This window comes from Thiobacillus denitrificans DSM 12475, from assembly GCF_000376425.1.
Classification (GTDB): domain Bacteria; phylum Pseudomonadota; class Gammaproteobacteria; order Burkholderiales; family Thiobacillaceae; genus Thiobacillus; species Thiobacillus denitrificans.
Genome location: NZ_AQWL01000005.1, coordinates 16,819 through 38,793 on the forward strand (window position 1 = coordinate 16,819; position 21,975 = coordinate 38,793).

A 21,975-nucleotide genomic window follows, 5' to 3' on the forward strand; every position below is an offset into this window, starting at 1 on the left:
GCGCGCCCCGATCCCTTAGAACGGAATGTAGAATTCAGCCCCGAGGTACATGGACGCCGGATCGTCTTCGGGCTTGTTCACGCCGGCCTTGAGCGTGAGCGCAGTGGCTGCGCCCAGCCCGATGTTGCCCACGAAGGCGCCCACCTTGTAGGCACTGTAGTTCGAGTCGCCCTGCACCACCACCTCGGGGCCGACGCGCCACTGATTGCGAAGCTGCGTCTGCAGCCGCAGGCGCGCCCAGTAGTTGGCGTCGCCAACCAGATGACTGGCAATGCCATTGATACGCCAGCCGGCTCCCATTTCGGTTTCGCCTTCGAATTGCAGCTTGGCACGCAATCGCCTGCCCTGATCGTCGTTGTCGGGGTCGTCGGGACGCAAACGGGTGCTGGCGTAGCGCGCACCCAAGTACGCCCCCCACCAGCCGCTCGTACTGCTTTGCTGGTATCCCAGCGCCGCCTCGGCCCCGGTCATTCGGGTATCGATTTCCAGCTGCGGCGTTTTCTCATAGCGATAGGCGACATAATCGAGCCAGTAGCGCTGCACGTATCCCTGCCCCAGCCTGGACCCCGGCAAGGGCAATACCGTCCCCAAATAGGCATACCGGTTATCGCGGCTTGCCTCGACGCCCGCCAGCGCAATGCCATCTTGTGCCCACACCGGGGCGTTCATGGCGAGCAGCAGACTCGCCAACAGCAATCTCGACATCATTCGATCCAGTCAGAAAATTTGCGGCGCATTATGCCCGCGATCCGGCGGCAATGGCAGCCGGCACCATCGGCTCAACGCCACTGTGCAGAACGGAAGCGACAGCGCCCGCCGACAATTCCAGCCGGTACAGATGGAGCATTCCCAGGCCGGTCAGAATGGTTTCATGCGCTGCAGTCTTTGCATGCAGGGTACGCAGACCTGTCCTGCCATGCGCCTGAATGACATGGCGGCAACCCGGATCGAGCGGCCGGTTCACCAACAGCCGGGGCTCCCCCTTTTCGCCAGCGTGTGCGCTGACCAGCCCGACCAGACAGCGATCTGCGCGAGCAACATTGGCGGAGACCTCACAGCTGACCCAATAACCGATGGGTTCGGACGGTGCTTGCGGCGCGTCGACCAGCCCCATACGTTGCAGCGGGGTTGGGCTGTCGTCACGGTATCGATTGATCCGCCATTGCGCATCCGAACCATACAAGAACTGTTCGATGCGCTGGGTCACGGACAGGGGCATCGCATGGAATGTGCCGCCGATGGCGCGCACATACGCTTGTTCTCCCTTTCCCGCATGCATCAAGGTGCGGATTTCCAGCTCCGCATCCAACTCGCCATCGGGCAGATACAGGGTGACAGCCACCCTGTCGCCGACCTTCGCCTGCCTCAGCACGCCATAAAAGCTCATCCCGCTGGGCGACAGGTCGTCCACCGTTCCCAACACGCCATCCAGACGCGCCGCCAGCGGCAGGGCAAAACGATATTCGTTGCGCCGGTTAACCCCGCGCGCGGCAGTGAAGCGCACCACCAGCACGGCCAGCCAGGTGTTGACCGTGGCCCACACCACATTTGCCCACATGCCGTCCTTTGGCAAATGGCCATAGAAATAGAACAGCGCGATGCCCACCGGGATGGCAAGCGTATTGAGCCCCATCACGGCCAGCTGAGGCAGCAGAAAGCCCAAGCTGAGCGCATGCTCTCCCTGCTTCTTGGCCGTCACCCCGAAACGCTTGCGCATCTTGAACACGCCCAGCGTCGACCAGGCGAAGCTGGCAAAGCGCGCCATGTTGTACTGCTCGATCATCAGGCTGCGCCCGTAACCGCGCGATATCTCCTCGAACGCCAGGAAATTGACCAGGTAGTACGGCACGAAATGCAGCAGGAACACCCAGCCATCGACGGCGATCGGCATGGCGCCCGCCATCAGCACATAAACCGGCGCAAAGTAGAAAAACATCTTTTGCCAGCCGTCAAAATAGGCCAGTACGGTAGCCAGGTAATTCAGCCGCTGCGGCAGCGTCAGCCCACGGGAAAACAGGATGCCCTCCTTGCGCCAGACGTTCATCGCGCCCACCCCCCAGCGCACGCGCTGCTTGAGAAAAGGTTCGATTTTGGCGGGCGCCACGCCATAGGCCAGCGACTCGTCGTGATAGACGGAACGGTAGCCTTTCTTGTGCAGCAGCAGACTGGTGTGAAGGTCCTCGGTCACCGTGCCTGTCGCAAATCCGCCAATGGAGTCAAGCGACTGACGCCGGATCACCGCGCAGCTGCCGCAATAAAACGCCGCATTCCAGTAATCCTTGCCGCGCTGGATCACCCGGAAAAACAGCGACTGTTCGGACCAGGCGACCCGGCTGCCAGGGTCGGTGCGGTTCTGAAACGAGTCCAGGTTGTAGAAGTCCTGCGGTGTTTGCACAAACGCCACACTGGGGTCGGAAAAATAACCCAGCGTCTTCAGCAGAAAATCCTGACGCGGCGCATGATCGGCGTCGAAGGTCGCGATCAGGTCCGCCGTGCTGTGCGGCAATGCATGGTTGAGATTGCCTGCCTTGGCATGCGCATTATCGGTTCGTGCCAGGTAACGCACGCCGAGCGATTGCGCCATCTCGCGCATCGCCTCGCGGTTGCCGTCGTCCAGAATCCAGGTTTCGTGCGGATACTTCATTGCCCGCGCCGCCAGCGCGGTGCGCCGCACCATCTCGACATCCTCGTTGTAGGTCGGGATGAACACATCCACCTTGAGCCCCAGGACGGGCGACGGCGCGGTGCGCTCGGACAGACGCCAGGTCATGAAGATGTTCAGAACGGCAGTGAAAAACCCGAACACCTCGGCGCCATACAGCAGCCAGGAAAAGACCGGATGCGCCGCATTGAACGTCTCCAAGCGCCAGTTCAAATACCAGGCGCCAATAGCAAGAAACAGCAGAACCACGGCTTGCCTGGCGGGTTGGAGTGAGCGATATTGCGGTTTCATATCCTGTGCCTCATGTTGCGATGGACATATGCACAGCAAAACCCGTACCACACTTTCTACGTACCGCCGATCGCCACTCACGCCATGCCCTACCCTACCCCTGAAGCCGCCGAAACCGCGTTCTACGCCGCCTTCGAGGCACGCTCGCTGGGCGCCATGATGGACGTCTGGGCCAGCGACGACAGCATCGTCTGCATCCACCCCCTGGCCGCCCCATTGAACGGACGTGCCGCCGTGGCGGCCGGGTGGCGCAGCATGTTCGAGGCCGCCGGCCAGTTCCGCGTGCAGGTCGAGGCCGCCCACCAGATACGCGAAGCCACGCAGGTCGTTCGCATCGTCCGCGAATATCTCGTCATCGGCCAGGAGACCGAGCCGCGCCCTCCCATCCTCGCAACCAATGTCTACCGCAAGGACGCCGACGGCTGGCGCATGGTGCTGCACCATGCCTCGCCGCTCCAGGTAGGCGGCACACCGCCGTCACGCACGCCGCCCGTGGTCCTGCATTAAAGGCGGCGGCGCCTTGGCCACCACGCCTTCGCCGGGAAACCTGCCCTATCGCGCCCCGACCTGGCTGCCCGGCGGGCATCTGCAAACCATCTACAGCAGCCTGTTCATCCGCGTCCCGCCGGTCACCTACCGGCGCGAACGGCTGGAATTGGCGGATGGCGACTTCCTGGATTTCGACTGGGTCGACGGCCCGGCTGGCGCGCCGGTGGTGGTGCTGTTCCATGGTCTGGAAGGCAGTGCCGACAGCCACTACGCGCGCGACCTCATGGCCCACATGCGGGCGCGTGGCTGGCATGGCGTGGTGGCGCATTTCCGCGGCTGCTCGGGTGAGGACAACCGGCTGCCGCGCGCCTATTTCGCCGGTGACAGCGCAGACATCGGATGTATCCTGCATCACGTCAAATCGCAGCACGCCGATGCGCCGGTTTACGCGGCCGGCGTCTCGCTCGGCGGCAATGCCCTGCTGAAATGGCTAGGTGAACAAGGCGATGCGGCGCATCTGCTGGTCGAGCGCGCCGCCGCCGTCTCCGCGCCGCTCGATCTCACCGCGGCCGGCCACACCCTCGACCGTGGCTTCAACCGCCGCGTCTACACCGCACGCTTCCTCGTCACCCTGAAAGCCAAGGCCCTGCTCAAGGCCGCGCGCTTTCCCGACCTGCTCGATTCGCAGGCGATTGCCGCTGCCACCACCTTCCGCGAATTCGACACCCTGGTCACCGCGCGGCTGCATGGCTTTCACGATGCCGAAGACTACTGGCAGAAGGTGTCCTCCAAGCCCCTGCTGCAGGCCATCGCCGTACCCACGCTTGTCGTCAACGCACGAAACGACCCGTTCCTGCCCGCCTGGGCGCTGCCGTCGCCAGTCGAAGTCTCGCCTGCGGTCACGCTCGAACAGCCTGCCACCGGCGGCCATGTCGCCTTTCCTTCCGGCCCCTTCCCAGGAAGACCCGGCTGGCTTCCGCGCCGCCTGATGCAGTATTTCGACACCCTGCGCAGGTAGAATCGGCGCATCGCCATTCAGGGAGCGTGTTGTGGAATACCCCAAGGAAATCTTCAAGGCCTACGACATTCGCGGCATCGTCGGCCAGAGCTTCACCCCGGAGATCGTCGAAGCCATCGGTCATGCCATCGGCTCCGAGGCAGTGGCGCGCGGCCAGCAGGAAATCTGCATCGGTCGCGACGGCCGCCTGTCCGGACCCGATCTCGCCGCCGCCCTGGCGCGCGGCATCCGCAAGGCCGGCATCGGCGTGGTGGACCTGGGCATGGTCGCCACGCCGATGACCTATTTCGCCGCGTATCAGCTGAACACGAACAGCGCGGTGATGGTCACCGGCAGCCACAACCCGCCCGACTACAACGGGCTGAAAATGGTGCTCGGCGGCGAGACCCTGGCGGGCGACGCCATCCAGAAGCTGCGCCAGCGCCTCGTCGACAACGATCTCGCCCACGGCGACGGCGGCTACCGCCAGCACGACATCGCTGGCGAATACCTCGCCCGCATCGTCTCCGACGTCAAGCTTGCACGGCCGATGAAAATCATCGTCGACTGCGGCAACGGCGTGCCCGGCGCCTTCGCCCCCAAGCTCTACCGCGACATGGGCTGCCAGGTGGAAGAACTGTTCTGCGAGGTCGACGGCAATTTTCCCAACCACCATCCCGATCCCTCGCAGCCGAAAAATCTGCAGGACCTGATCGCCGCGCTGAAAACCAGCGAGGCAGAGATCGGGCTGGCGTTCGACGGCGACGGTGACCGCCTCGGCGTCGTCACCAAGGATGGCAGCATCATCTTCCCCGACCGCCAGTTGATGCTGTTCGCCGACGACGTGCTCTCGCGCAACCCCGGCGCCGAAATCATTTTCGACGTCAAGTCGACGCGCAAGCTGTTCGGCTGGATTCGCGAACGCGGCGGCCGTCCGCTCTTGTGGAAGACCGGCCACAGCTTCATCAAGGCGAAGATGAAGGAGACCGGCGCGCTCCTGGCCGGCGAGATGTCCGGCCACGTGTTCTTCAAGGAACGCTGGTACGGCTTCGACGATGGCCTGTACGCCGGTGCACGGCTGCTCGAATACCTCAGCAAGCAGGCCGACATCGACGCCACCCTGCATGGCCTGCCCGATACGCTGAACACGCCCGAACTCAACATCAAGATGGCCGAGGGCGAACATTACGCACTGATGGAGCGGCTGCAGAAAACCGCACGTTTTCCGGATGCGCAGGAAGTCATCACCCTCGATGGCCTGAGAGTCGAATATGTCGACGGCTTCGGCCTGGCGCGTCCGTCCAACACCACGCCGGTGATCGTGCTGCGCTTCGAGGCCGATAACGCCGCGGCACTGGAAAGAATCCAGGCCGACTTCCGCCGCGTGATTCACGAGGCAGCGCCCGGCCTTGCGCTGCCGTTCTGAGCGCGGTGCCGGTGCAGAAAGGCGGCGCGATTCACGTCCGGATCAACATGGACTGCGCACCCGGCGGCATGGCATTGCTGACGCCGGGCGGCAGCTTGGCCTGGGGGCGCTGTCATTTCGACTTCAACCCGAAGCCCGGGGGCCGCACGGATTTCAGCGTCGTGCTGGGCAATATGCGCCCGTACGACCGCTTCATCGCTGCACCGCAGAACACCCTGTTCATCGCTGGGGAACCGCTGTCGAAGAAGCTGTACCCGCAGGCGTTCTACCGGCAGTTCGGCCATGTCGTCGACAGCCACGCCGAGTCACGCCATCCCCATCTGCACGTGAGTGCGCTCGGGCTCAACTGGCACGTCGGGCTCGATCGGCGTTCCAACAGCTATCGCTACGGCTACGACCATTTATCCACGCTGGCCTGCCCGGAGAAGCAGAACCGCATCGCCGTGGTGTGCTCCAATGCCAGCAGGACCGAAGGCCAGCGCCAGCGACTGACTCTGCTCGAAGGACTGAAACAGCGCCTGGGCGACCGGCTGGTGCATTTCGGGCGCGGTTTCGAGCCCATCGACGACAAGATGGACGGCATCCTGCCTTACCGCTTTCATCTGGTGCTTGAAAACAGCGTGCTGCCCAACTACTGGACCGAAAAGCTCGCCGACGCCTGCCTGGGCTGGGCCTACCCGGTTTATCTCGGCTGCCCGAACGTGGGGGATTACCTGCCCGCTGAAGCGCTGCTGTCGATCAATGATCTGGATGTGGACACAGCGGCTGCGCGGATTACCGAACTGCTGGACCAGCCGCTCGATCCGCAGCGCCAGGCCGCGCTCGCCGAGGCCAGGCGCCGCGTGCTGAACGTCTACAACCCCTTCGCCTGGGCGGCGCACTGGGCCGAGCAATTGTATCGCCCGGATTGTGCTGAAAAGACGCTGACGCTGCGCTCGCACAAGGCTTTCCGCAGTTTCCCGCGCGGCCATCTGTTCCGGGTGCGCAAGGCGCTGGCCTGAGCGCGGGCCGAGCGTTCAGTCTCCCGCCAGACGGCGGCGGGCGCGCACGTAGCCTTTTTCCAGTCCGTAGCGCAGCCCCGGCAGCAGTTGCCGGTGCAGGCGACGGCGGCTCTGGATAAGGGAGGGTGAGGCAGGCAGGGCGCGGCCGGCGGCGTGTCTTTCGTTGACCAGTCGCACCACGGTGGCAATCGGACCATATTCTTCCAGCACGCGGCGGCGGCTCTCCAGAATCGCGGGTAGGTTCTTTTCCCACAGCCTGTCGCGGATCGCGTGCTGGATGGTCTCGGCGGCGCCATCGACATCGGCGATGTCGATGCGGATGAAGCTCTCCGGCGGAAAGTAATCCTCGGCGTTAGGGCAGCCGTAATAGACCGGCATGCACGCACCGAGGAAGGGGTCGGCGAGCTTTTCCGTCCAGTGGTGCGGCCCCAGGTGGTTTTCGATCGCCAGGTGGTAGCGGTAGGGGTCGAGGGCGTCGGCCTTGTCGACCAGCGGGCGCACGCCGTGGCCGTAGATTTCCATGAACGGCAGCCGGGCCTTGAGCGCCTGGGTGAAGTCGTAGCGCATGCGGTGCAGGGTATGTCCCTGCCGCTTGCTGGAGCAGACCGTCGACAGGTCGGCAGTCTTTTCCAGTGGAACATGCGAGACCAGGGTATCGTAGTCGCCGCGCGGCGAAGTGGTGGCGTAAAACCAGATCAGCGCGGGCTGCTGAAAAATCAGGCCCCTGTGCCTGCCCGTCGCCCATGGCTCCTGCGTGGTCAGCAGCCAGTTGAACTGGCGCAGGTAGGTTCTGCCGTAGGTCTTGATCGAAGACGGCTCGACGGTGATCAGCAGGGTGTTTTCAGGCGGGCAGGCCAGCTCTTCCACCCACAGCGGATGGCGCTCGCCGGCCAGCGAAGGCAGATCGTCGTAGACCACCAGCCAGTCGTAGTCGCGGCAGTCGCGGTCGAAAATGAAGTCGCAGTTTCCCCAGCGCGGCTGCCTGCCGGGAAAGCATTTCAGCCAGCCCTCGCCGTCGTGGCCGGGTTTGAACTTGCCGAGGAACTTGATTCGCAGCCGCGGCGGTGGGGTCGGCAGGTCGCTGATGGACATTCAGAATCCGCGCAGTTGCTTGATCAGTCCGCGCAGCCCGTCGCGCGGCTCGGCCAGCCGGTATCCCGCCCAGCGCAGTTTTCCGAGCAACCAGTAAGCCAGCGCGCCGTAGCGTGGGTCGGGCACATGGGTGGCGTGCACCCGACTGGTTCGGCGTTGGGTGATGTCTGAAAAGCCGACCTGCTGGTTGATGATGGAAGGCGACACGGCGCACACTTTGAAACGGCGCGCCAGATTGCGGTAATACCAGCGGTCGATGGCACGATGACGGCTGATCCACGACCAAACGTCCCCTTCTCTTGGGAGGCGCTGCAACAGCCAATCGAAAGTGCTCTCTTTAAGCACATAGGCATGTGCGGTATTGCACCCTGCAACGGCACACAGCCTGTGTCCGGCCGGCAAAGCAGCCAGAGTGCGGTAGGGCGAAACAGGATCGGTAAATCCCAGATAGCAGACGTCCCAGTCGCTGTCTTTCAGGGCCTGGGGCAGTTCTGCCGCCACTGCGGCCAGCGCCGGTTCGAGTTCGATGTCGTCTTCCAGGATCAGCACCGTGCGCCAACCCTGTTGACGCGCGTAGGCGATCGCCGCACGGTGAGAAAGTGCACAGCCGGCGCGCCCGGCCCAGGTCTTGTCGCGCTTGCGACCACGAAACCAGGGAGGCACCCCGAAGCCGGGCAGGGCCGCACCCAGCGTGGCAGGCAGCCGGTGCAGCTTGTGCGCGGGAATGAATCCGGCCGTCCTCATCTGCACGTCCTGCCAGCGGTCGGGGCGGCTGTCGAGGTTGACCACCAGGACGCCGTCGATCATGTCCCAGAAGGCGCCGAGCTGGGGCTGCGGCATCACAGCTTCCAGTAATCGGCGATCCACGGCGCGGGCAGTGTACGGTGGTGCAGCTTGCGCCCTCGATACCCGCGGATGGCCTCGTCCGGATCGGGGCGGCCATGGAACACCAGAATCCGGCAGCCCTCGGGCAGCTGCGGCGCGCGGAACAGGTTGAGCGGAAAAGCCGGACGGCAGTTCCACTTGTAGCTCTTGACCCATTCCTCCGGCCACCACTGCGGATTGCCCATGGCGTAGGTCAGAAAGGCCTGCTCGGTATTGAAGGCCGCGCGATCCTCGGCGCGGTGCATTTCGCGCAGGAAGGTTTCGTAGGCATGGCCGGACTTGCCGGCTTCGAAGCGGAAGACCGATGAGTTGCCTACCGCCGGGCGCCGCCCCAGCATGGCCTTACGCCAGTGCACCCAGTTGTGGATGATGCAGAATTCGCCCGGCTTGTAGTCGAAGAAGCCGTCGATCGGCCCGGTGATCGCCACATCCAGATCGAGGAACAGTGTCGGCCCCTGCAGGTCGCCGAAACCATCCTGCAGGATCGCCAGCTTGACCAGAATGTCGGGCCAGCCGCGCTTGACGCCGGGGTTGGCGGGAAACGGGATGATTTCCACGCCCGCGTCCAGCCCGCTGGGGTCGTCCGTGCAGCAGAAGAACCGGAACGGCCGGCTCAGGTTGCGGCCAACGGCGCGATAAAGCATGTTGACGTAATGTGGGCCATAGCGGGTGCCCCATTTGAGGCAAAGGACGTTTACGTGTTGCATTGAAGCCTTAGTCTTTCCGGAAGCGTTGATACGCAGGTGCGGTAGGCCCCGGCAAAGCCATCAAACAGCACTCGCCGTCCCTGCCGGGTGGGTGCGACACCCGGATAATCGGCACCGGATTCAATATTTTCCAAGTTGCCTTGACAATTCGACGTCTGACATCAGCGTGCTGGACCACACGTATTTTACCAAGACATTGCAGTACGTTTTCCAGGCTCTTCGCGCAAGAGGAGTGATTAATTTCCCCCGTCAGAAAAGCTAACTGACTTGTTCGGGTATAAATTGGAAGCTGGGCTTTTTTCTGGAATGGAAGCGGTGCTTGCAGGATGCGCCCTTCTGCGGGAAGCCTAACTTGCACTCGTGTGCGTGAGACGTTCGTTCAGCGTGTAGCAGCCGATCCCCGTGACGAGAACCCAGACCCCCCTGAAATGCGTGGAATCCAGGATGGAGTATTCGAGCGTGCCCGCCAGCACACTGGCGGCGAGCACGGCGAGCGCCAGCCGCGCTGCGGGATGGCCACGGCGATACAGCCGATACGCCAGTAGCGCAATTGACGCCAGCACGCCCGTCAGCGCGACCAGGCCGCTGCTGATAGCCAGGTCGAGCCACATGTTGTGCGGTGCGTTCACGACATGGCCGGGAAGGTGCTCGTAGGCGCCAATTCCCCAGCCGAGCCACGGCGCCTGGCGAATCTGTTCCAGCGTAAACGAAATGATCTGCATGCGCGTGTTGTCACTCTGCATCGTAGCGTGCTGCACGCCTGCGCTAACGTATAGGTAGACCATGGCGGCCAGGGTCGCCCCGCCCAGATAAACAAGCAGTCGCGCCCGGCTCACGGGCGGGAACAGCACTGCGAATCCTGCGGCGACGGTGAGGATCGCGCCGCGGGAGCCCGATGCCCACACGCCGAGCAGCGCAGCGATCAACAGCGCCCAGAGCAACGGGCGGCGCGGCGGGTTGCGCAGCAGTCCGGCGGAAAGAATGGCGGTCAGGGCCATGAACATGCCGAATGGATTGGGGTTGAACACAAGCCCGTTGATGCGCAACTCGCGCCAATGCGTCAGGCTTGCATCCGGCGTGGTGAGCAGGTCGATCAAACCGGCGCCGGCATGGATCGCCAACGCGCAGAGCAGCGCGAAGATAGCGGAATGCAGGCTCAGCCATCCGCGCTGGAGAAGCACGACGAGGCCAAGGCCGATGCCGAGCATGCGCAGCACGAGCACCGGCAACTCGTGCCAGCCCGGCGCGGTGGCGACCCCCAGCGCATGTTGCAGGCTGGCGGTCAGCAGAACCGGGGTCAACCAGAGCGCGGTACACAGCAGATAGGTCCGCATCGCGGGGCTGCGCCAATCCTCACGGCGCGCAAAACCCGCCGCGAGGGCCAGGACAAGCCCCGCGATATGCAAGCTTGCCCATTTCGCAGGCAGACTCAGGGCGAAAACGAACAGCAGGAAAAACGCCGCCAGGGACGCTTTGGTCGTGCCCGCCCATTCCAGCGGGGAGGCGTGTAACCGGAGTGTCTGCACTTTAACTTCTCTCTACCATACGCATGCGGGAAACCCGGCATTGATCGTCATTGCCTTGCCCAGTCAGCCTGCACCGGGTTCAGTGACCTTGCGTTTATGTTGCAGGATTGAACCGCGCCAGTATTGGCTGCCGGGTCCTGCCAAATTCAGGAATCGTGTTGGCGGCCGCGATGATCACGCGATCCAGAGGCCGCGTGAATTCTACACCACGCCACAGGGTCGGGCGGGCAGCGGGGCGCCGGTTGATGCAGCCAGCAACCCTGCACGACATCCACGCCCGTGCCTGTGAGGCCGATCCGTTCCGGATCGATTTCCGGCTGCCCGGCGATGGCCTGCTGGAGAATCCCCGCCGCACCGCATAACCGACCAGCGCTCCCGGCTACGCGCCCAATATTGAATCCGCAGGGTTGGCATGGACTAGAATCGTTCCATTCCCACGCCCCCGCCGGAGCCCATCATCGACTGCCTGCTCTTCCAAGACGCCACAGCCCGCGTGATCGACTTCGACGACATCAGCGATCATGTCGGCCGGCCGGATCGTTTCATCTGGATCGAACTGAAATCTCCCGACAGCCGGACCATCACGCGCCTTGGCGATGAACTCGGATTGCACGCGCTGGCGCTGGAGGACGCCATTTCCACCCACCAGCGCTCCAAGCTCGAAGAATACGACGGGCACGTATTCATTGCCACGCGCACTGCGCAGCTGTGGGAATCGCGCCTTGAACTCGGCGAGACCCACCTGTTTGTCGGCGGCAACTTCGTCGTCGCCATCCGTCACGGCAGCGGCAGCGGCTACCACCGGGTAAGCGAGCGCCTGCAGCGCCGCCCCAGCGGCATCGAGGCCGCCACGCCCTACGCGCTGTATCTGGTGCTCGATCTCATCGTCGACCAGTTCAGACCGGTGATCGAAGGCATGCAGGAGCGCTTCCAGTCACTGGAAAGCCAGCTGACGAGCGGCACCAGGCGTGGGCGCGACATGCTGGAACAGCTATACGCCATGAAGCGCGAGCTGGCCGTGTTGCGCGACGCCGCCGAGCCGATGCAGGAGATCACGCAGAACCTGATCCGCCTGCACCCGGAATTGTCCACCAAGGAGCTCAAGGCGTATTACCGTGACATCCACGACCATGCGGTGCGCGTGTCGGCTGCCATCGACCATCTGCGCGTCTCGACCTCGGACGCGATGCAGTTCCATCTCGCGTCGCTGTCGGTGAAGCAGAACGAATCGGTGCAGAAGCTGGCCGGCTGGGGCGCGCTGCTGGCGCTGCCGACGGTGGTGTTCAGCCTCTACGGCATGAATTTCGACCATATGCCGGAACTGAAATGGCCGTGGGCCTACCCGGCGCTGCTGCTGGCAACCGGCATAAGCGTGCTGGTGCTGTACCGGCGCCTGAAGCGGCGCGGCTGGATCTGAGCCGCGTTCAGCGCCACTCGGCGCGGGCGTAACGGATGCGCGTGGCCGCCTGCGCATCCGTCCGCTCCAGCCACACCACATGCAGGCGCCCGGACGCATCCAGCGCCGCCACCGGGTCGGACTGCGCGCCGGCACCGGCCGCTGCCGGTACCGCCACGTTGTCGTCAAACGATTTGCCATTCCAGTTGGCCAGCCACACATCCGGCGTCCCGTCGCGCTCATCGTCCCACACCGCCACCAGCCGGCCGCTGGCGTCGCCGACGACCTGTGCATGCCACTGCGCCATGTTGTCGCCGAAGCTGTCCTGCACGCGCAGATTCTTGCCGAAGCGGCGCTTGCCTGGATCGAATGCCGCGTAGACGTCATAGCCGGAAAGAAAATCGCGCTTGTCGAGCCATACCGCCACCACGCCACGCGGCCCCCAAGTCGCAAGCGTCGGCCGCATCGCGCCGCTCCCCGCCCCCAGCCCGTCGACGCTGCCGCTCTTGTGATCGGTCAGACGGGCCGGCGGGGAAAAACGGCGCCCATCGCGGCTGTGGCTCACCAGCGGCACCGTGTGGCGCTCGCGTCGATCCTCCCACGCCACCGTCACGCTGCCGTCTCCTGCCACCGCCAGCGCGGGCCAGCCCTGCTCGTTGGACGGCACTTTCGCTTCGACCGGCCGTGCCGCCTCGACACCGAGCGTGTCCGCCGCCAACGCCAGCCGGGCAACGACGATACGGCGGAATCGCCCGGCCTGCTCGGCCCAGGCCGCGTAAATCCCGCCCGCGCCGGCCGCCAGCGTAACCTGGGCCGCCTCGGCGGCAGCCAGCTTCGATGCGCCGCCGCCGGGCAATACCCGCGCGTGCACGCTGCCCGCCTCTTCCCATGCCGCGGCAAAGCGGCCCGCACCGAGCGCAAGCACCACCGGCTCGTAGCAGGCCGACTGGCTCAAGCGGATCTCCGGCTGGAATTCCGCTGCGGCGCCCGGCTTGATCGCCAGATAGCACTGCGGCGTGCCATCGCGGTTGTCTTCCCACACCACGCCCACGCTGTCGCCCGACACCGCCACGCCCTGACGGTTGGCCGACTCCAGATGGGGAAAGACCGCCGCTCCCTGAACCGGGTTGACCGTCAGCGCTTCGCCCCACTCCCACGCGGCTTGCGTCGGCGCGGCCAGCATGACCAGCAACAGCGCCGCCGCCCTCACGACTTGCTGCCCAGGAATTCGAGCAGGGTTTTCTGCTTGTAATGGCCGCCGCGCACGTAGCGGTCGTAATCGCGGAAATCCTGCACCGTCTTGAAGCCGGGGATCTGCACGATCTTGTCGCCCTGCGGGGTCAGGTAGACAAACAACGGCGTCGCAAATGCCTTCAGCCGCACGCCCAGTTCGGCTTCGGTGATGCGTTCGCCAGAAGGCAGCGTCAGCCGTTTTCCCGATTCGGCATCGACATACACCAGCTCGTAATTGGCGGTGTACAGTTTCTTTAGCGCGGCGTCGGAAAACGTCTTCTTGTTGGTATGGTCGCACCAGGCGCAGCCGTAGCGCCCGAAGTACAGGAAAATCGGCTTGCCGCTTGTGCGCGCGGCTGCCAGGCCGGCGTCGAAACCGACAAACGGATAGCCCGGCGGCGGGTCGGCCAAGGCCGCAGACGCCCACAAGCAGATTGCCGCCACCACGCTCTTGATCAGGTTCATCCTGCCCTCCTTCAGCCACAGTGCCACCATTCTGATAAATTCAGCCACTCGTGCAACCCTCTTTTCTGACCATATGACCCACGATTCCGTTCGCATCGGCCTGGTTTCCATCAGCGACCGCGCCAGCAGTGGCGTGTACGAAGACCAGGGACTTCCCGCACTCAAGGCCTGGTTCGGCGAAGTGCTGGCCAATCCCGTCGAATTCGTCACCCGGCTGATCCCCGACGAACAGGCGCAGATCGAAGCAGCACTGGTCGAGCTGGCCGACGGCGAACGGTGTTCGCTGATCCTGACCACCGGCGGCACCGGCCCGGCGCCGCGCGACGTCACCCCGGAAGCGACATTGGCGGTGGCGCACAAGGTGTTGCCCGGCTTCGGCGAGGCGATGCGCGCGGTGTCGCTGAAATATGTGCCGACCGCCATCCTGTCGCGCCAGCTGGGTGTCACCCGCGGCGCCAGCCTGATTGTCAACCTGCCGGGGCAGCCGAAGGCGATCAAGGAAACGCTCGACGGCGTGTTCGCCGCGGTGCCCTACTGCATCGACCTGATCGGCGGCCCCTATCTCGAAACGCGGCCCGGCACCGTGGCGGCATTCCGCCCCAAATCCGCACTGAGAAAGAGCGCATGAGCGGCATTCTCGATGCGCTGGCGCGGGCACTGCGCGACCTGTTCAGCCTGCGCGTGCTGTGGGTGGTGGTGTGGCCGATGCTGGTGGCGGCACTGCTGTGGCTGGTACTGGGCGTGACGTTCTGGCACACCTTCTCCGGCTGGCTTGCACAGGGACTCGACGCCATCGGCATCCAGACCTGGCTGGCCGAGCTCGAACCGGTATGGATCGCCCATGGCATTCAGGCACTGCTGCATCTGCTGCTGTTCGTGCCGCTGGTACTGCTGACCGCGCTCGTCATCACCGCGCTGTTTGCCATGCCTGCGCTGATTCGCCTGGTGGCCGGGCGCGACTACCCCGGACTCAAACGCGAAAACGGCGGCGGCCTGCTCGGCAGCCTGTGGAATGCGGTGGTCGCCGTCGTGCTGTTTGCCGCCTTGTGGCTGGTCACCCTGCCGCTGTGGCTGATCGGCATCGGCGTGATCGTGCCCTTCGTCGCCGCGGCGTATCTGAACCAGCGCCTGTTCCGTTACGACGCCATCGCCGAACATGCCAGCGCCAACGAAATGGCGGCGCTGTTCAAGAGCGACCGCGCGGGCTGGTGGGGATTGGGGCTGCTGACCGGACTGGTGCAGTTTGTCCCCCTGCTCAACCTGTTTGCCCCGGTGCTCGCCGCGCTGGCGTTCATCCACTACGGCCTGGCGCGGCTCGAAAGGCAGCGAGCGGCCTCAACCGGCTGAGGCAAAGCGCCGTCTGAAGCCTGCATCGAAATTGATTTCGCGCGCGGTCATGGCGCCGATCACGCACTGTTCCAGGCTGAGCGGCATCACCAGCTGCCCGGCGCCATTGACCAGCCGGCCGGCCATGATTTCGGCCTGCTGGCGCGGCAGCGACTGCGGCAGCCCGGATTCGGCATAACCTTGCGGATAAACCGGCCTGCCCCCGGCGTCGTATTTGTCGGTCGCGCCCAGGGTGTGCAACAGTTCGTGTGCGATCACGATATTGTTCTGGCGCGTCTGGCGGGGATCCGCAAAGGCGTGCACCACGCCGATCAGGCCTTTCCGCAAACCCAGCGAATGATCCAGCGCGATGCCGTCTTGCGGCGCGTAATACAGCACGAACAGCTTGATCTTGCCGAGCTGCGGCAGCCACTGCCCCGACTGCCGATACACCCACCCGCGCAGCTTCAGGCTCCAGAACACGGTTTCCAGCACGCTGCGGTCGCGTGGCGGAGCAGGCGGTTTCTCCTTCAACTCCGGCAGCAGGCTGATCTGCATCGCCGGCGACTGCTTCACGCCGTAGCGCGCCGTTTCGCGTTCGAGAAACGCATTGATCTCGTGAAAATCGCTCGCCTGCAGCGTACGGATCGTCTGTGCCGCCTGTGCCGAGCCGTCGCCGTTGATCGGGACCACGACCACATCCAGCGGCACCTGCCAGGCACGCACCATGAATTGTTCCAGCCAGGTGAAGCCGAGCGCCGCGGCCAGCACGCCCAGCAGCAGCAGAATGCGCAGCCGGCGAAAAGTCATGGCAGGGCGGGCATCCAGCCATTCCCGGTACCGCGAAGACGCGTCGGCGGCAGCATCAGGATGCCGCCGCGGCGGGCGCCACCGGCGCCACGGGCGTGGCAGGTTCGGTGGACGGCACGGGCGTGGCGGGTTCGGCGGGCGACGCGGGCACGGGCGACGGTTTTTTGCCCGCTCCCAGGCTCATCTTGCTGGCGGCCAGCTTGCCGCCATCCGCGTTTTTCACCGCTTCGCCCACACTGATCTTGGCGCCATCCACCTGCCCCAGCGTGATCAGCGCCTGCTTCACCGCCTCGCCGCGCGCCTGCGCCAGCCGCTGCAGTTCGGGCTCGGTCACCGGAATTTGCAGGGTCAGGCGCTCCAGCATGGCCGCGTGCAGCGACGGACCGGCCTCTTTGGCCTTCGCGTATTCGGCCTTGATCGCCTTCACCCCGCCCTGTTTGCCGAAACGCTCACCGTACAGCGCTTCCAGCGCTTTCTGCGCGCGCGGGTTGGTGGTGTCGACGGGGCCGGGTTCGCTGTCGGGCTCGATTTTCAGCCCCATGCGCAGAGCGACGTCGCGGCGAATCCACAATTCCTGGATCGCGCGCGTATCGCCTTTCACCTCATACGCCGGAGCGATCGACAGTGTGAGTTGCGGCCGTTTGGCCAGCGCCTGGCCGACTGCCTTGAGCTTCTCCTGTTCCGGCGGCAGCAGGGTGGCCGTGCCGAAATCGAATTCGACGGCTTCGAGCTTGTCGGAACTGATCCCCAGCAGGCTGCCGAGCGCGCGGAAAGGCGCGGTCACCAGCTTGGTCAGCACGTTGACGATGGCTTTCCAGATGATCTTGCCGTAGCTGAATTGCGGATCGTCGAGACTGCCGGTGACGGGCAGATCGAGGTCGATGATGCCTTCGCTGTCTTCCAGCAGGGCAATCGCCAGATCGAGCGGCAGCTTCATCGCGTCGGGGCTGTCGACGCGCTCGCCGAGCTTGAGCTTGTTGATCACGAACTTGTTGTCGCCTGTCAGCTGGCGCTGCTTGATCTTGTATTCGAGGTCGACCGAGAGCTTGCCGGAATCGATCCTGCGTCCGGCGAATTTGCCCGAATACGGCGTCATGTTGGTCATTTCCAGATTGCGGAACGTCAGCCTCAGATCGGTGAAATCGGTCGCCCTGAATGGCTGGATCGAGCCGCGCACGCGCGCCGAGCCGAAATCGTCGACCTTGCCGTCAAGCTCCACCAGCGCCATCGTCGCCGGATCGGTGGACAGCCCGGTCACCACGCCGCCGAGATCGTGCATGCGGGTGCCGAACTGCGGCGTCAGCGAAAGGTCGGCGAATTCCGCATTCGCGCCGACGATGCGCAGACGTTCGACGGCCAGCGGAAACGCGGCCGGCTGGGTGGGGGGCGCTGGTTGGGGCTTTGCCGGCGGCGTGACAAGCGGCGCCTGCGCCGGGGTGCGCAGGATGCGCTGCAGGTTGATCGACTTGTCCTCGAAAATGATGACCTTGCCGAAGGGATTCAGCGCCACCAGTTCGTTCATGTGCAGGCGGTCGGGGTTGAGCCTGAATTCGAGGCTGTCGGACGACAGTTTCTTCCAGCCGAGGAAGGCCTCTTCGGTTTCCTCCTCGGTGATGGCGAGATCGTCGACCGCGAAGCCGCCGTCGAAATCCAGCTTCATGCCCGATTTCGCCTGCGCGAATGTCAGCCTGCCACGGGTCGACGCCACGCCCGAATGCAGGTTGAGCCTGGCCAGCTGGTTGACGTAGGGCGCAAAGGGTTGCAGCGACAGCCCGGCCAGCTTGAGGTCGAGCCGGCCCGACGTCTTGCCCGGAACGACCGTGCCGCCGGCCTCGAAGCGGCCGCCCTGCCTGAGTGCGAAGCCGGCTTGCAGGGACACTGCCTTGCTCATGTCGAGGCTGAGGTCATTCAGGGTGATGAAGCCCCTGGCGACATCGAGCCTGACCGGCGCGCCGGGTGACTGGTCGACGATACCGACTTCGATGCCATCGAGACTGAGGCGCGCGAGCTGCACGTCCATGGGCGAAGCCGCCGCCGTTTCCGCCTTGGCCGGCGCTGCAGCAGGCGCGCCGGGGGCCGGCTTCATGATTTCGGTCCAGTTGAGGGTCTTGCGCCTGTCCAGCGCCACGCTGGTTTTTGCGCCGTTCAGTTCCACTGCCTCGATGGCGAGCCGGTTTTCCGCCAGCTTCAGCTGCGCATTGACCAGCGCCGCATGCTGCAATTCCGCCACCTGCTGCGTCCCGGACTGCACCCGCACCGGGCCCAGCGTTGCGTTGACCGGGCCGACGTCGATCGCAGCCGCGGCTCCCAGCTCGCCCGTCAGCGCGGCGGTCAGGCCGAAACCCTCGGCGCTCACGCCAAGCGGCGCGGCAAAGCTCCGGTCGGTGAAACGCGCCGCCCAGTCGGCCAGTTTGATTTCGCGCACGTCGATTTTCCACGTGGCCACAGGCGCAGCGGTTTCGGCCGTCGCCGGTTTGGCTGCCGCGGACCGGGGCGCGGCAGCGTCTTCGTCCGCCGCGAACAGGGTTTGCCAGTCCAGCGTGCCCTTGAGGTCGCGCGTCGCCGCCAGCTTGCCGCCGGACAGGCTGACGCTCGCCACCTCGATCCGGCGCTTGGCCAGGTCGAGGTTGGCATTGCTGATGCGCGCCTCGGCAAGCTCCAGCACCGGCGCATACGCTCCAGCGCGCAGCGGGCCGCCGTCCTTCGGGGTGCCGTCGCCGCGTGGCGCCAGCGCCAGGCTCTGCACAATCAGGTTGGCGCCGCTGATCTGTACCCAGGGCACGTCCGTGCCGGTTTTGTCGCGTACCATGACAAAGCGGTAGCGCAAGCCTGCGGCGAGCGTGCCGGATGGCAGTTCGAAATTGCGCGGGCTCTTGACCACCCGCAGCAGATTGGCCAGCCGCACCCCCTGCAGCCCGAGCTCGCCGCTCGATGCGATGGGATTCAAGCCGACGTCACCCTTCCATTTGAGCGTGCCGCCCTGTTCCGGCAGCTTGGCCGCGATCAGGTAATCGCCCCTGTCCTCGGGCAGCGTGGACAGGCCTTCGAGCTCGATACCGAGCGGCTGCAGCGCCGCCTTGAAGGGGGCGCCGGTGCGATTGGCATCGGTGTATTCGATGTCGCCGTTGTCGATCTTGATGCGATCGATCAACACCCGCGCGAGGGTATCGGACGGCGGTTCCTTGTTTTCATTGAGCTTGGCGAGCAGCGCCGCCCAGTTCAGCTTGCCGCCGGGCTGCACCGCAAGAATGGCGCGCGGCTGTTCGAGCTGAACGTCGCGGATACGCCAGGCCCAGCGGAACAGTCCGACGCTGTCGAGGTTGACGTAGAGCCGGTCGAAACCAGCCAGCGGCGCGCCATTCATCTCGGCCAGCTTGAGGCCGTCCACCGTGGCTTCGAGGGTGAGCGGATTGAACTTGACCTGCTGCGCGCTCAGCCGGCTTGCAAGCTTGTTTTCACCAACCCAGGGCAGCAGCTTCTGCGCCAGCGGATTGACCAGGAAGAAGCCGAACGCCAGATACAGCCCGAACAGTCCGGTGACGATCAGAAACGGCAGGCTCAATGCAATTTTGACGACGCGTCCCCACATACGGTCTCTCCCTCTTCAAAACCCTTTATCCACGAAGATCGCAAAGATTCGCGAAGGAGAATTGCAAAAAGGTTTCTTCGCGTCCTTTATGCCATTCAGGGTATTCGCGGATCAATCCGCCTTCTGCATGGCCTCACGGATCACCTTGAATATCTCACGAAAGGCTTTCGGCGGCTTGCTGCGCGCCGCCTCGTCGCGCGCGTTGCGGATCAGTTGCCGCAGGTGCGTGGCGTCGGTGTCAGGATAGTTATCGAGAAACAGCGTCAGCGCCTCGTTGTCGGCGATGAGCTTCTCGCGCCATTTCTCGGCCTGGTGCAGCCTGGCGTTTTCCGCCGCGGACACACCGTTGAAGGCGTCGATCTGCGCCTGGATCGGCGCCGGGTCGACTGCCCGCATCAGCTTGCCGATGTATTGCTTTTGCCGCCGCAGCGCGCCGTTCTGGGTGATCTTGCGGCAGGCGGCCACTGCCTCGCGCAATTCATCCGGCAGTTCGATGCGCTTGAATTGCGCATCGGGCAGCTTGACCAGGATTTCACCCAGCGCCTGCAGGGCTTCGACTTCGCGTTTCCTGTGGCTCTTGCTGGGGCCGTCGTAGACCTCGTCGGGGTCGAATTCCAGCTCGGCATCGGGGTCGATCAGGCGCACGGTGGGGCTTTCGGTTGCTGTTATTATCGTCATTGTAGTTTCAGCCCATACAAAACGTATTCGCGCCCTCCATTTCCTTTTGTAAATTCCGACATGCCCCGCTCCCAATTCAGCTATACCCGCGACCAGCTCATGACCCTGTCCCGGATCGTCATCGAGCATGCAGCCAAACAGGGTGCCACCGCCGCCGACACCGAGATTTCAGAAGGCGTCGGCCAGAACGTCAGCGTGCGCCAGGGCGAGATCGAGACCATCGAATACAACAAGGACAAGGGTGCCGGCGTCACCGTCTACCTCGGCCAGCGGCGCGGCCATGCCTCGACCTCGGACCTGTCGGAAGCAGCGCTGAAAAGCGCGGTGGAGAAGGCGCTGACCATCGCCCGCTACACCGCCGAGGACGAAGCCGCCGGCCTGCCCGATGCCGACCAGCTGGCGCAGACCGTGCCCGATCTCGATCTCTACCATCCGTGGGCGCTCAGCGTGGAAGAGGCCGCCGAGCGCGCCCGGGCCTGCGAGGCGGCGGCGCTGGTGGTGGACAAGCGGCTGACCAACTCGGAAGGCGCCGGCGTCAGCCTGCACACTTCGCAGTTCATCTATGCCAACAGCCTCGGTTTCTGCAACGGCTATGCCGGTTCGCGCCACGGCATGTCGGTTGCGGTGATCGGCGAGGACACCGGCGGCATGCAGCGCGACTACTGGTACACCAGCGCCCGCAATGCAAACGATCTGGAATCCGCCGAGACCGTCGGCCGCATCGCCGGCACCCGCACCGTGCGCCGGTTGAACGGCCGCAAGCTCGACACCCGCACCTGCCCGGTGCTGTTCGAGGCGCCGATCGCCACCGGTCTGATCGGCAACTTCGTCGCCGCGGTCTCGGGCGGCAGCCTCTACCGCAAGTCGTCGTTCCTGCTCGACAGCCTCGGCAAGCCGGTGTTCGCCCCGCTGGTCACCATCCGTGAGCAGCCCTTGATTCCCGGCGGTCTCGGCAGCGCGCCCTTCGACAGCGAAGGCGTCGCCTGCCTCGATCGCGACGTCGTCAGGGATGGCGTGCTGCAGGGCTACTTCCTGTCGACCTACTCGGCGAAGAAACTCGGCATGGCAACGACCGGCAACGCCGGCGGCAGCCACAACCTGATCGTCGCCCCTGGCGAGCACGACCTCGACGGCCTGCTGAAGCAGATGGGCACCGGGCTCCTGGTCACCGAACTGCTTGGCCACGGCGCCAACATGGTCACCGGCGACTACTCGCGTGGCGCCGCCGGCTTCTGGGTGGAGAACGGCGAGATCCAGTATCCGGTCGAGGAGATCACCATTGCCGGCAACCTCGCCGAAATGTTCAAGGGCATCGTCGCCATCGGTAAAGATATCGAGAAGCGCGGCTCCAAGCAGGTCGGCTCCATCCTGATCGACCACATGACGGTAGCCGGCAACTGAC

Annotated in this window: 19 protein-coding genes; 8 read left to right on the top strand and 11 right to left on the bottom strand. The window is 64.6% G+C overall.

Going from position 1 to position 21,975, the window contains the following annotated elements:
• Positions 1 to 15 precede the first annotated feature (15 nt).
• On the bottom strand, positions 16 to 708 hold the full coding sequence (bcsS, locus tag B059_RS18885) for a cellulose biosynthesis protein BcsS (RefSeq protein WP_081601601.1): 693 nt from the start codon (positions 706 to 708) through the stop codon (positions 16 to 18).
• A gap of 28 nt (positions 709 to 736) precedes the next feature.
• Positions 737 to 2,953, bottom strand: a complete 2,217-nt coding sequence (locus B059_RS18890; RefSeq protein ID WP_018077882.1) for a glycosyltransferase — start codon at positions 2,951 to 2,953, stop codon at positions 737 to 739.
• A 12-nt stretch (positions 2,954 to 2,965) separates the two neighbouring features.
• On the opposite strand from B059_RS18890, the gene B059_RS0108835 reads away from it, so the two are divergent.
• From B059_RS0108835 to B059_RS0108850, 4 genes are read left to right on the top strand one after another with little or no spacing between them, the layout of a single operon-like run.
• A complete protein-coding gene (locus B059_RS0108835) occupies positions 2,966 to 3,460 on the top strand; it encodes a YybH family protein (RefSeq protein ID WP_018077883.1) in 495 nt (164 codons plus the stop codon).
• A 13-nt stretch (positions 3,461 to 3,473) separates the two neighbouring features.
• Complete coding sequence (locus tag B059_RS0108840) at positions 3,474 to 4,460, top strand: hydrolase (protein ID WP_018077884.1); 987 nt, start codon at positions 3,474 to 3,476, stop codon at positions 4,458 to 4,460.
• Positions 4,461 to 4,491: 31 nt separating this feature from the next.
• Complete coding sequence (locus B059_RS0108845) at positions 4,492 to 5,865, top strand: phosphomannomutase/phosphoglucomutase (protein WP_018077885.1); 1,374 nt, start codon at positions 4,492 to 4,494, stop codon at positions 5,863 to 5,865.
• 47 nt (positions 5,866 to 5,912) lie between these two features.
• Positions 5,913 to 6,866 carry a glycosyltransferase family 10 domain-containing protein gene (locus tag B059_RS0108850; protein WP_157273659.1) on the top strand — a complete coding sequence of 318 codons (954 nt, stop codon included), beginning with the start codon at positions 5,913 to 5,915 and terminating at the stop codon, positions 6,864 to 6,866.
• A gap of 15 nt (positions 6,867 to 6,881) precedes the next feature.
• On the opposite strand, the gene B059_RS0108855 is transcribed toward B059_RS0108850, so the two are convergent.
• The 4 genes from B059_RS0108855 to B059_RS0108870 form a co-directional block, all read right to left on the bottom strand.
• A complete protein-coding gene (locus tag B059_RS0108855) occupies positions 6,882 to 7,958 on the bottom strand; it encodes a glycosyltransferase family 10 domain-containing protein (RefSeq protein WP_018077887.1) in 1,077 nt (358 codons plus the stop codon).
• Positions 7,959 to 8,798 (bottom strand): glycosyltransferase family 25 protein, encoded by an 840-nt coding sequence (locus tag B059_RS0108860; RefSeq protein ID WP_018077888.1) that lies wholly within the window; start codon positions 8,796 to 8,798, stop codon positions 7,959 to 7,961. It lies immediately after the preceding gene.
• Positions 8,798 to 9,550: a hypothetical protein gene (locus B059_RS0108865; RefSeq protein WP_018077889.1), complete on the bottom strand. Its 753-nt coding sequence runs from the start codon at positions 9,548 to 9,550 to the stop codon at positions 8,798 to 8,800. The genes B059_RS0108860 and B059_RS0108865 overlap by 1 nt, the downstream gene beginning before the upstream one ends.
• Before the next feature lie 347 nt (positions 9,551 to 9,897).
• The gene (locus tag B059_RS0108870) at positions 9,898 to 11,076 is read right to left on the bottom strand and encodes an O-antigen ligase family protein (RefSeq protein WP_018077890.1); all 1,179 of its coding nucleotides are present in this window, start codon (positions 11,074 to 11,076) and stop codon (positions 9,898 to 9,900) included.
• Positions 11,077 to 11,569: 493 nt separating this feature from the next.
• On the opposite strand from B059_RS0108870, the gene B059_RS0108880 reads away from it, so the two are divergent.
• Positions 11,570 to 12,493, top strand: a complete 924-nt coding sequence (locus tag B059_RS0108880; RefSeq protein WP_018077892.1) for a magnesium and cobalt transport protein CorA — start codon at positions 11,570 to 11,572, stop codon at positions 12,491 to 12,493.
• Between the two features lie 7 nt (positions 12,494 to 12,500).
• Here B059_RS0108880 and B059_RS0108885 read toward each other — a convergent pair whose 3' ends face one another.
• Positions 12,501 to 13,682, bottom strand: a complete 1,182-nt coding sequence (locus tag B059_RS0108885; RefSeq protein ID WP_018077893.1) for a hypothetical protein — start codon at positions 13,680 to 13,682, stop codon at positions 12,501 to 12,503.
• On the bottom strand, positions 13,679 to 14,170 hold the full coding sequence (locus B059_RS0108890) for a thioredoxin family protein (RefSeq protein ID WP_018077894.1): 492 nt from the start codon (positions 14,168 to 14,170) through the stop codon (positions 13,679 to 13,681). Before B059_RS0108890 ends, B059_RS0108885 begins: the two co-directional genes overlap by 4 nt.
• A gap of 73 nt (positions 14,171 to 14,243) precedes the next feature.
• Between B059_RS0108890 and mog the strand changes: the two genes are divergently transcribed.
• Both mog and B059_RS0108900 read left to right on the top strand, forming a co-directional pair.
• Positions 14,244 to 14,798: a molybdopterin adenylyltransferase gene (gene mog, locus B059_RS0108895; RefSeq protein ID WP_018077895.1), complete on the top strand. Its 555-nt coding sequence runs from the start codon at positions 14,244 to 14,246 to the stop codon at positions 14,796 to 14,798.
• Positions 14,795 to 15,517 carry an EI24 domain-containing protein gene (locus tag B059_RS0108900; RefSeq protein WP_018077896.1) on the top strand — a complete coding sequence of 241 codons (723 nt, stop codon included), beginning with the start codon at positions 14,795 to 14,797 and terminating at the stop codon, positions 15,515 to 15,517. Before mog ends, B059_RS0108900 begins: the two co-directional genes overlap by 4 nt.
• Here the strand turns inward: B059_RS0108900 and B059_RS0108905 are convergent.
• The 3 genes from B059_RS0108905 to yjgA form a co-directional block, all read right to left on the bottom strand.
• On the bottom strand, positions 15,506 to 16,306 hold the full coding sequence (locus tag B059_RS0108905) for a hypothetical protein (protein ID WP_018077897.1): 801 nt from the start codon (positions 16,304 to 16,306) through the stop codon (positions 15,506 to 15,508). The two genes, B059_RS0108900 and B059_RS0108905, sit on opposite strands and share 12 nt — an antisense overlap.
• A 55-nt stretch (positions 16,307 to 16,361) precedes the next feature.
• Positions 16,362 to 19,895 carry a DUF748 domain-containing protein gene (locus B059_RS0108910; protein ID WP_018077898.1) on the bottom strand — a complete coding sequence of 1,178 codons (3,534 nt, stop codon included), beginning with the start codon at positions 19,893 to 19,895 and terminating at the stop codon, positions 16,362 to 16,364.
• 111 nt (positions 19,896 to 20,006) lie between these two features.
• Positions 20,007 to 20,573 carry a ribosome biogenesis factor YjgA gene (gene yjgA / locus B059_RS0108915; protein ID WP_018077899.1) on the bottom strand — a complete coding sequence of 189 codons (567 nt, stop codon included), beginning with the start codon at positions 20,571 to 20,573 and terminating at the stop codon, positions 20,007 to 20,009.
• A gap of 60 nt (positions 20,574 to 20,633) precedes the next feature.
• On the opposite strand from yjgA, the gene pmbA reads away from it, so the two are divergent.
• Positions 20,634 to 21,974 (top strand): metalloprotease PmbA, encoded by a 1,341-nt coding sequence (gene pmbA, locus B059_RS0108920; protein ID WP_018077900.1) that lies wholly within the window; start codon positions 20,634 to 20,636, stop codon positions 21,972 to 21,974.
• Position 21,975: the final 1 nt, after the last annotated feature.

Excerpts from the sequence above, each read along its gene's own strand:
- bcsS (WP_081601601.1), bottom strand. The coding sequence starts at position 708 with ATGATGTCGAGATTGCTGTTGGCGAGTCTGCTGCTCGCCATGAACGCC.
- B059_RS18890 (WP_018077882.1), bottom strand. The coding sequence starts at position 2,953 with ATGAAACCGCAATATCGCTCACTCCAACCCGCCAGGCAAGCCGTGGTT.
- B059_RS0108835 (WP_018077883.1), top strand. The coding sequence starts at position 2,966 with ATGTTGCGATGGACATATGCACAGCAAAACCCGTACCACACTTTCTAC.
- B059_RS0108850 (WP_157273659.1), top strand. The coding sequence starts at position 5,913 with ATGGACTGCGCACCCGGCGGCATGGCATTGCTGACGCCGGGCGGCAGC.
- B059_RS0108855 (WP_018077887.1), bottom strand. The coding sequence starts at position 7,958 with ATGTCCATCAGCGACCTGCCGACCCCACCGCCGCGGCTGCGAATCAAG.
- B059_RS0108860 (WP_018077888.1), bottom strand. The coding sequence starts at position 8,798 with ATGCCGCAGCCCCAGCTCGGCGCCTTCTGGGACATGATCGACGGCGTC.
- B059_RS0108865 (WP_018077889.1), bottom strand. The coding sequence starts at position 9,550 with ATGCAACACGTAAACGTCCTTTGCCTCAAATGGGGCACCCGCTATGGC.
- B059_RS0108890 (WP_018077894.1), bottom strand. The coding sequence starts at position 14,170 with ATGAACCTGATCAAGAGCGTGGTGGCGGCAATCTGCTTGTGGGCGTCT.
- mog (WP_018077895.1), top strand. The coding sequence starts at position 14,244 with ATGACCCACGATTCCGTTCGCATCGGCCTGGTTTCCATCAGCGACCGC.
- B059_RS0108900 (WP_018077896.1), top strand. The coding sequence starts at position 14,795 with ATGAGCGGCATTCTCGATGCGCTGGCGCGGGCACTGCGCGACCTGTTC.
- B059_RS0108905 (WP_018077897.1), bottom strand. The coding sequence starts at position 16,306 with ATGACTTTTCGCCGGCTGCGCATTCTGCTGCTGCTGGGCGTGCTGGCC.
- B059_RS0108910 (WP_018077898.1), bottom strand. The coding sequence starts at position 19,895 with ATGTGGGGACGCGTCGTCAAAATTGCATTGAGCCTGCCGTTTCTGATC.
- yjgA (WP_018077899.1), bottom strand. The coding sequence starts at position 20,573 with ATGACGATAATAACAGCAACCGAAAGCCCCACCGTGCGCCTGATCGAC.
- pmbA (WP_018077900.1), top strand. The coding sequence starts at position 20,634 with ATGCCCCGCTCCCAATTCAGCTATACCCGCGACCAGCTCATGACCCTG.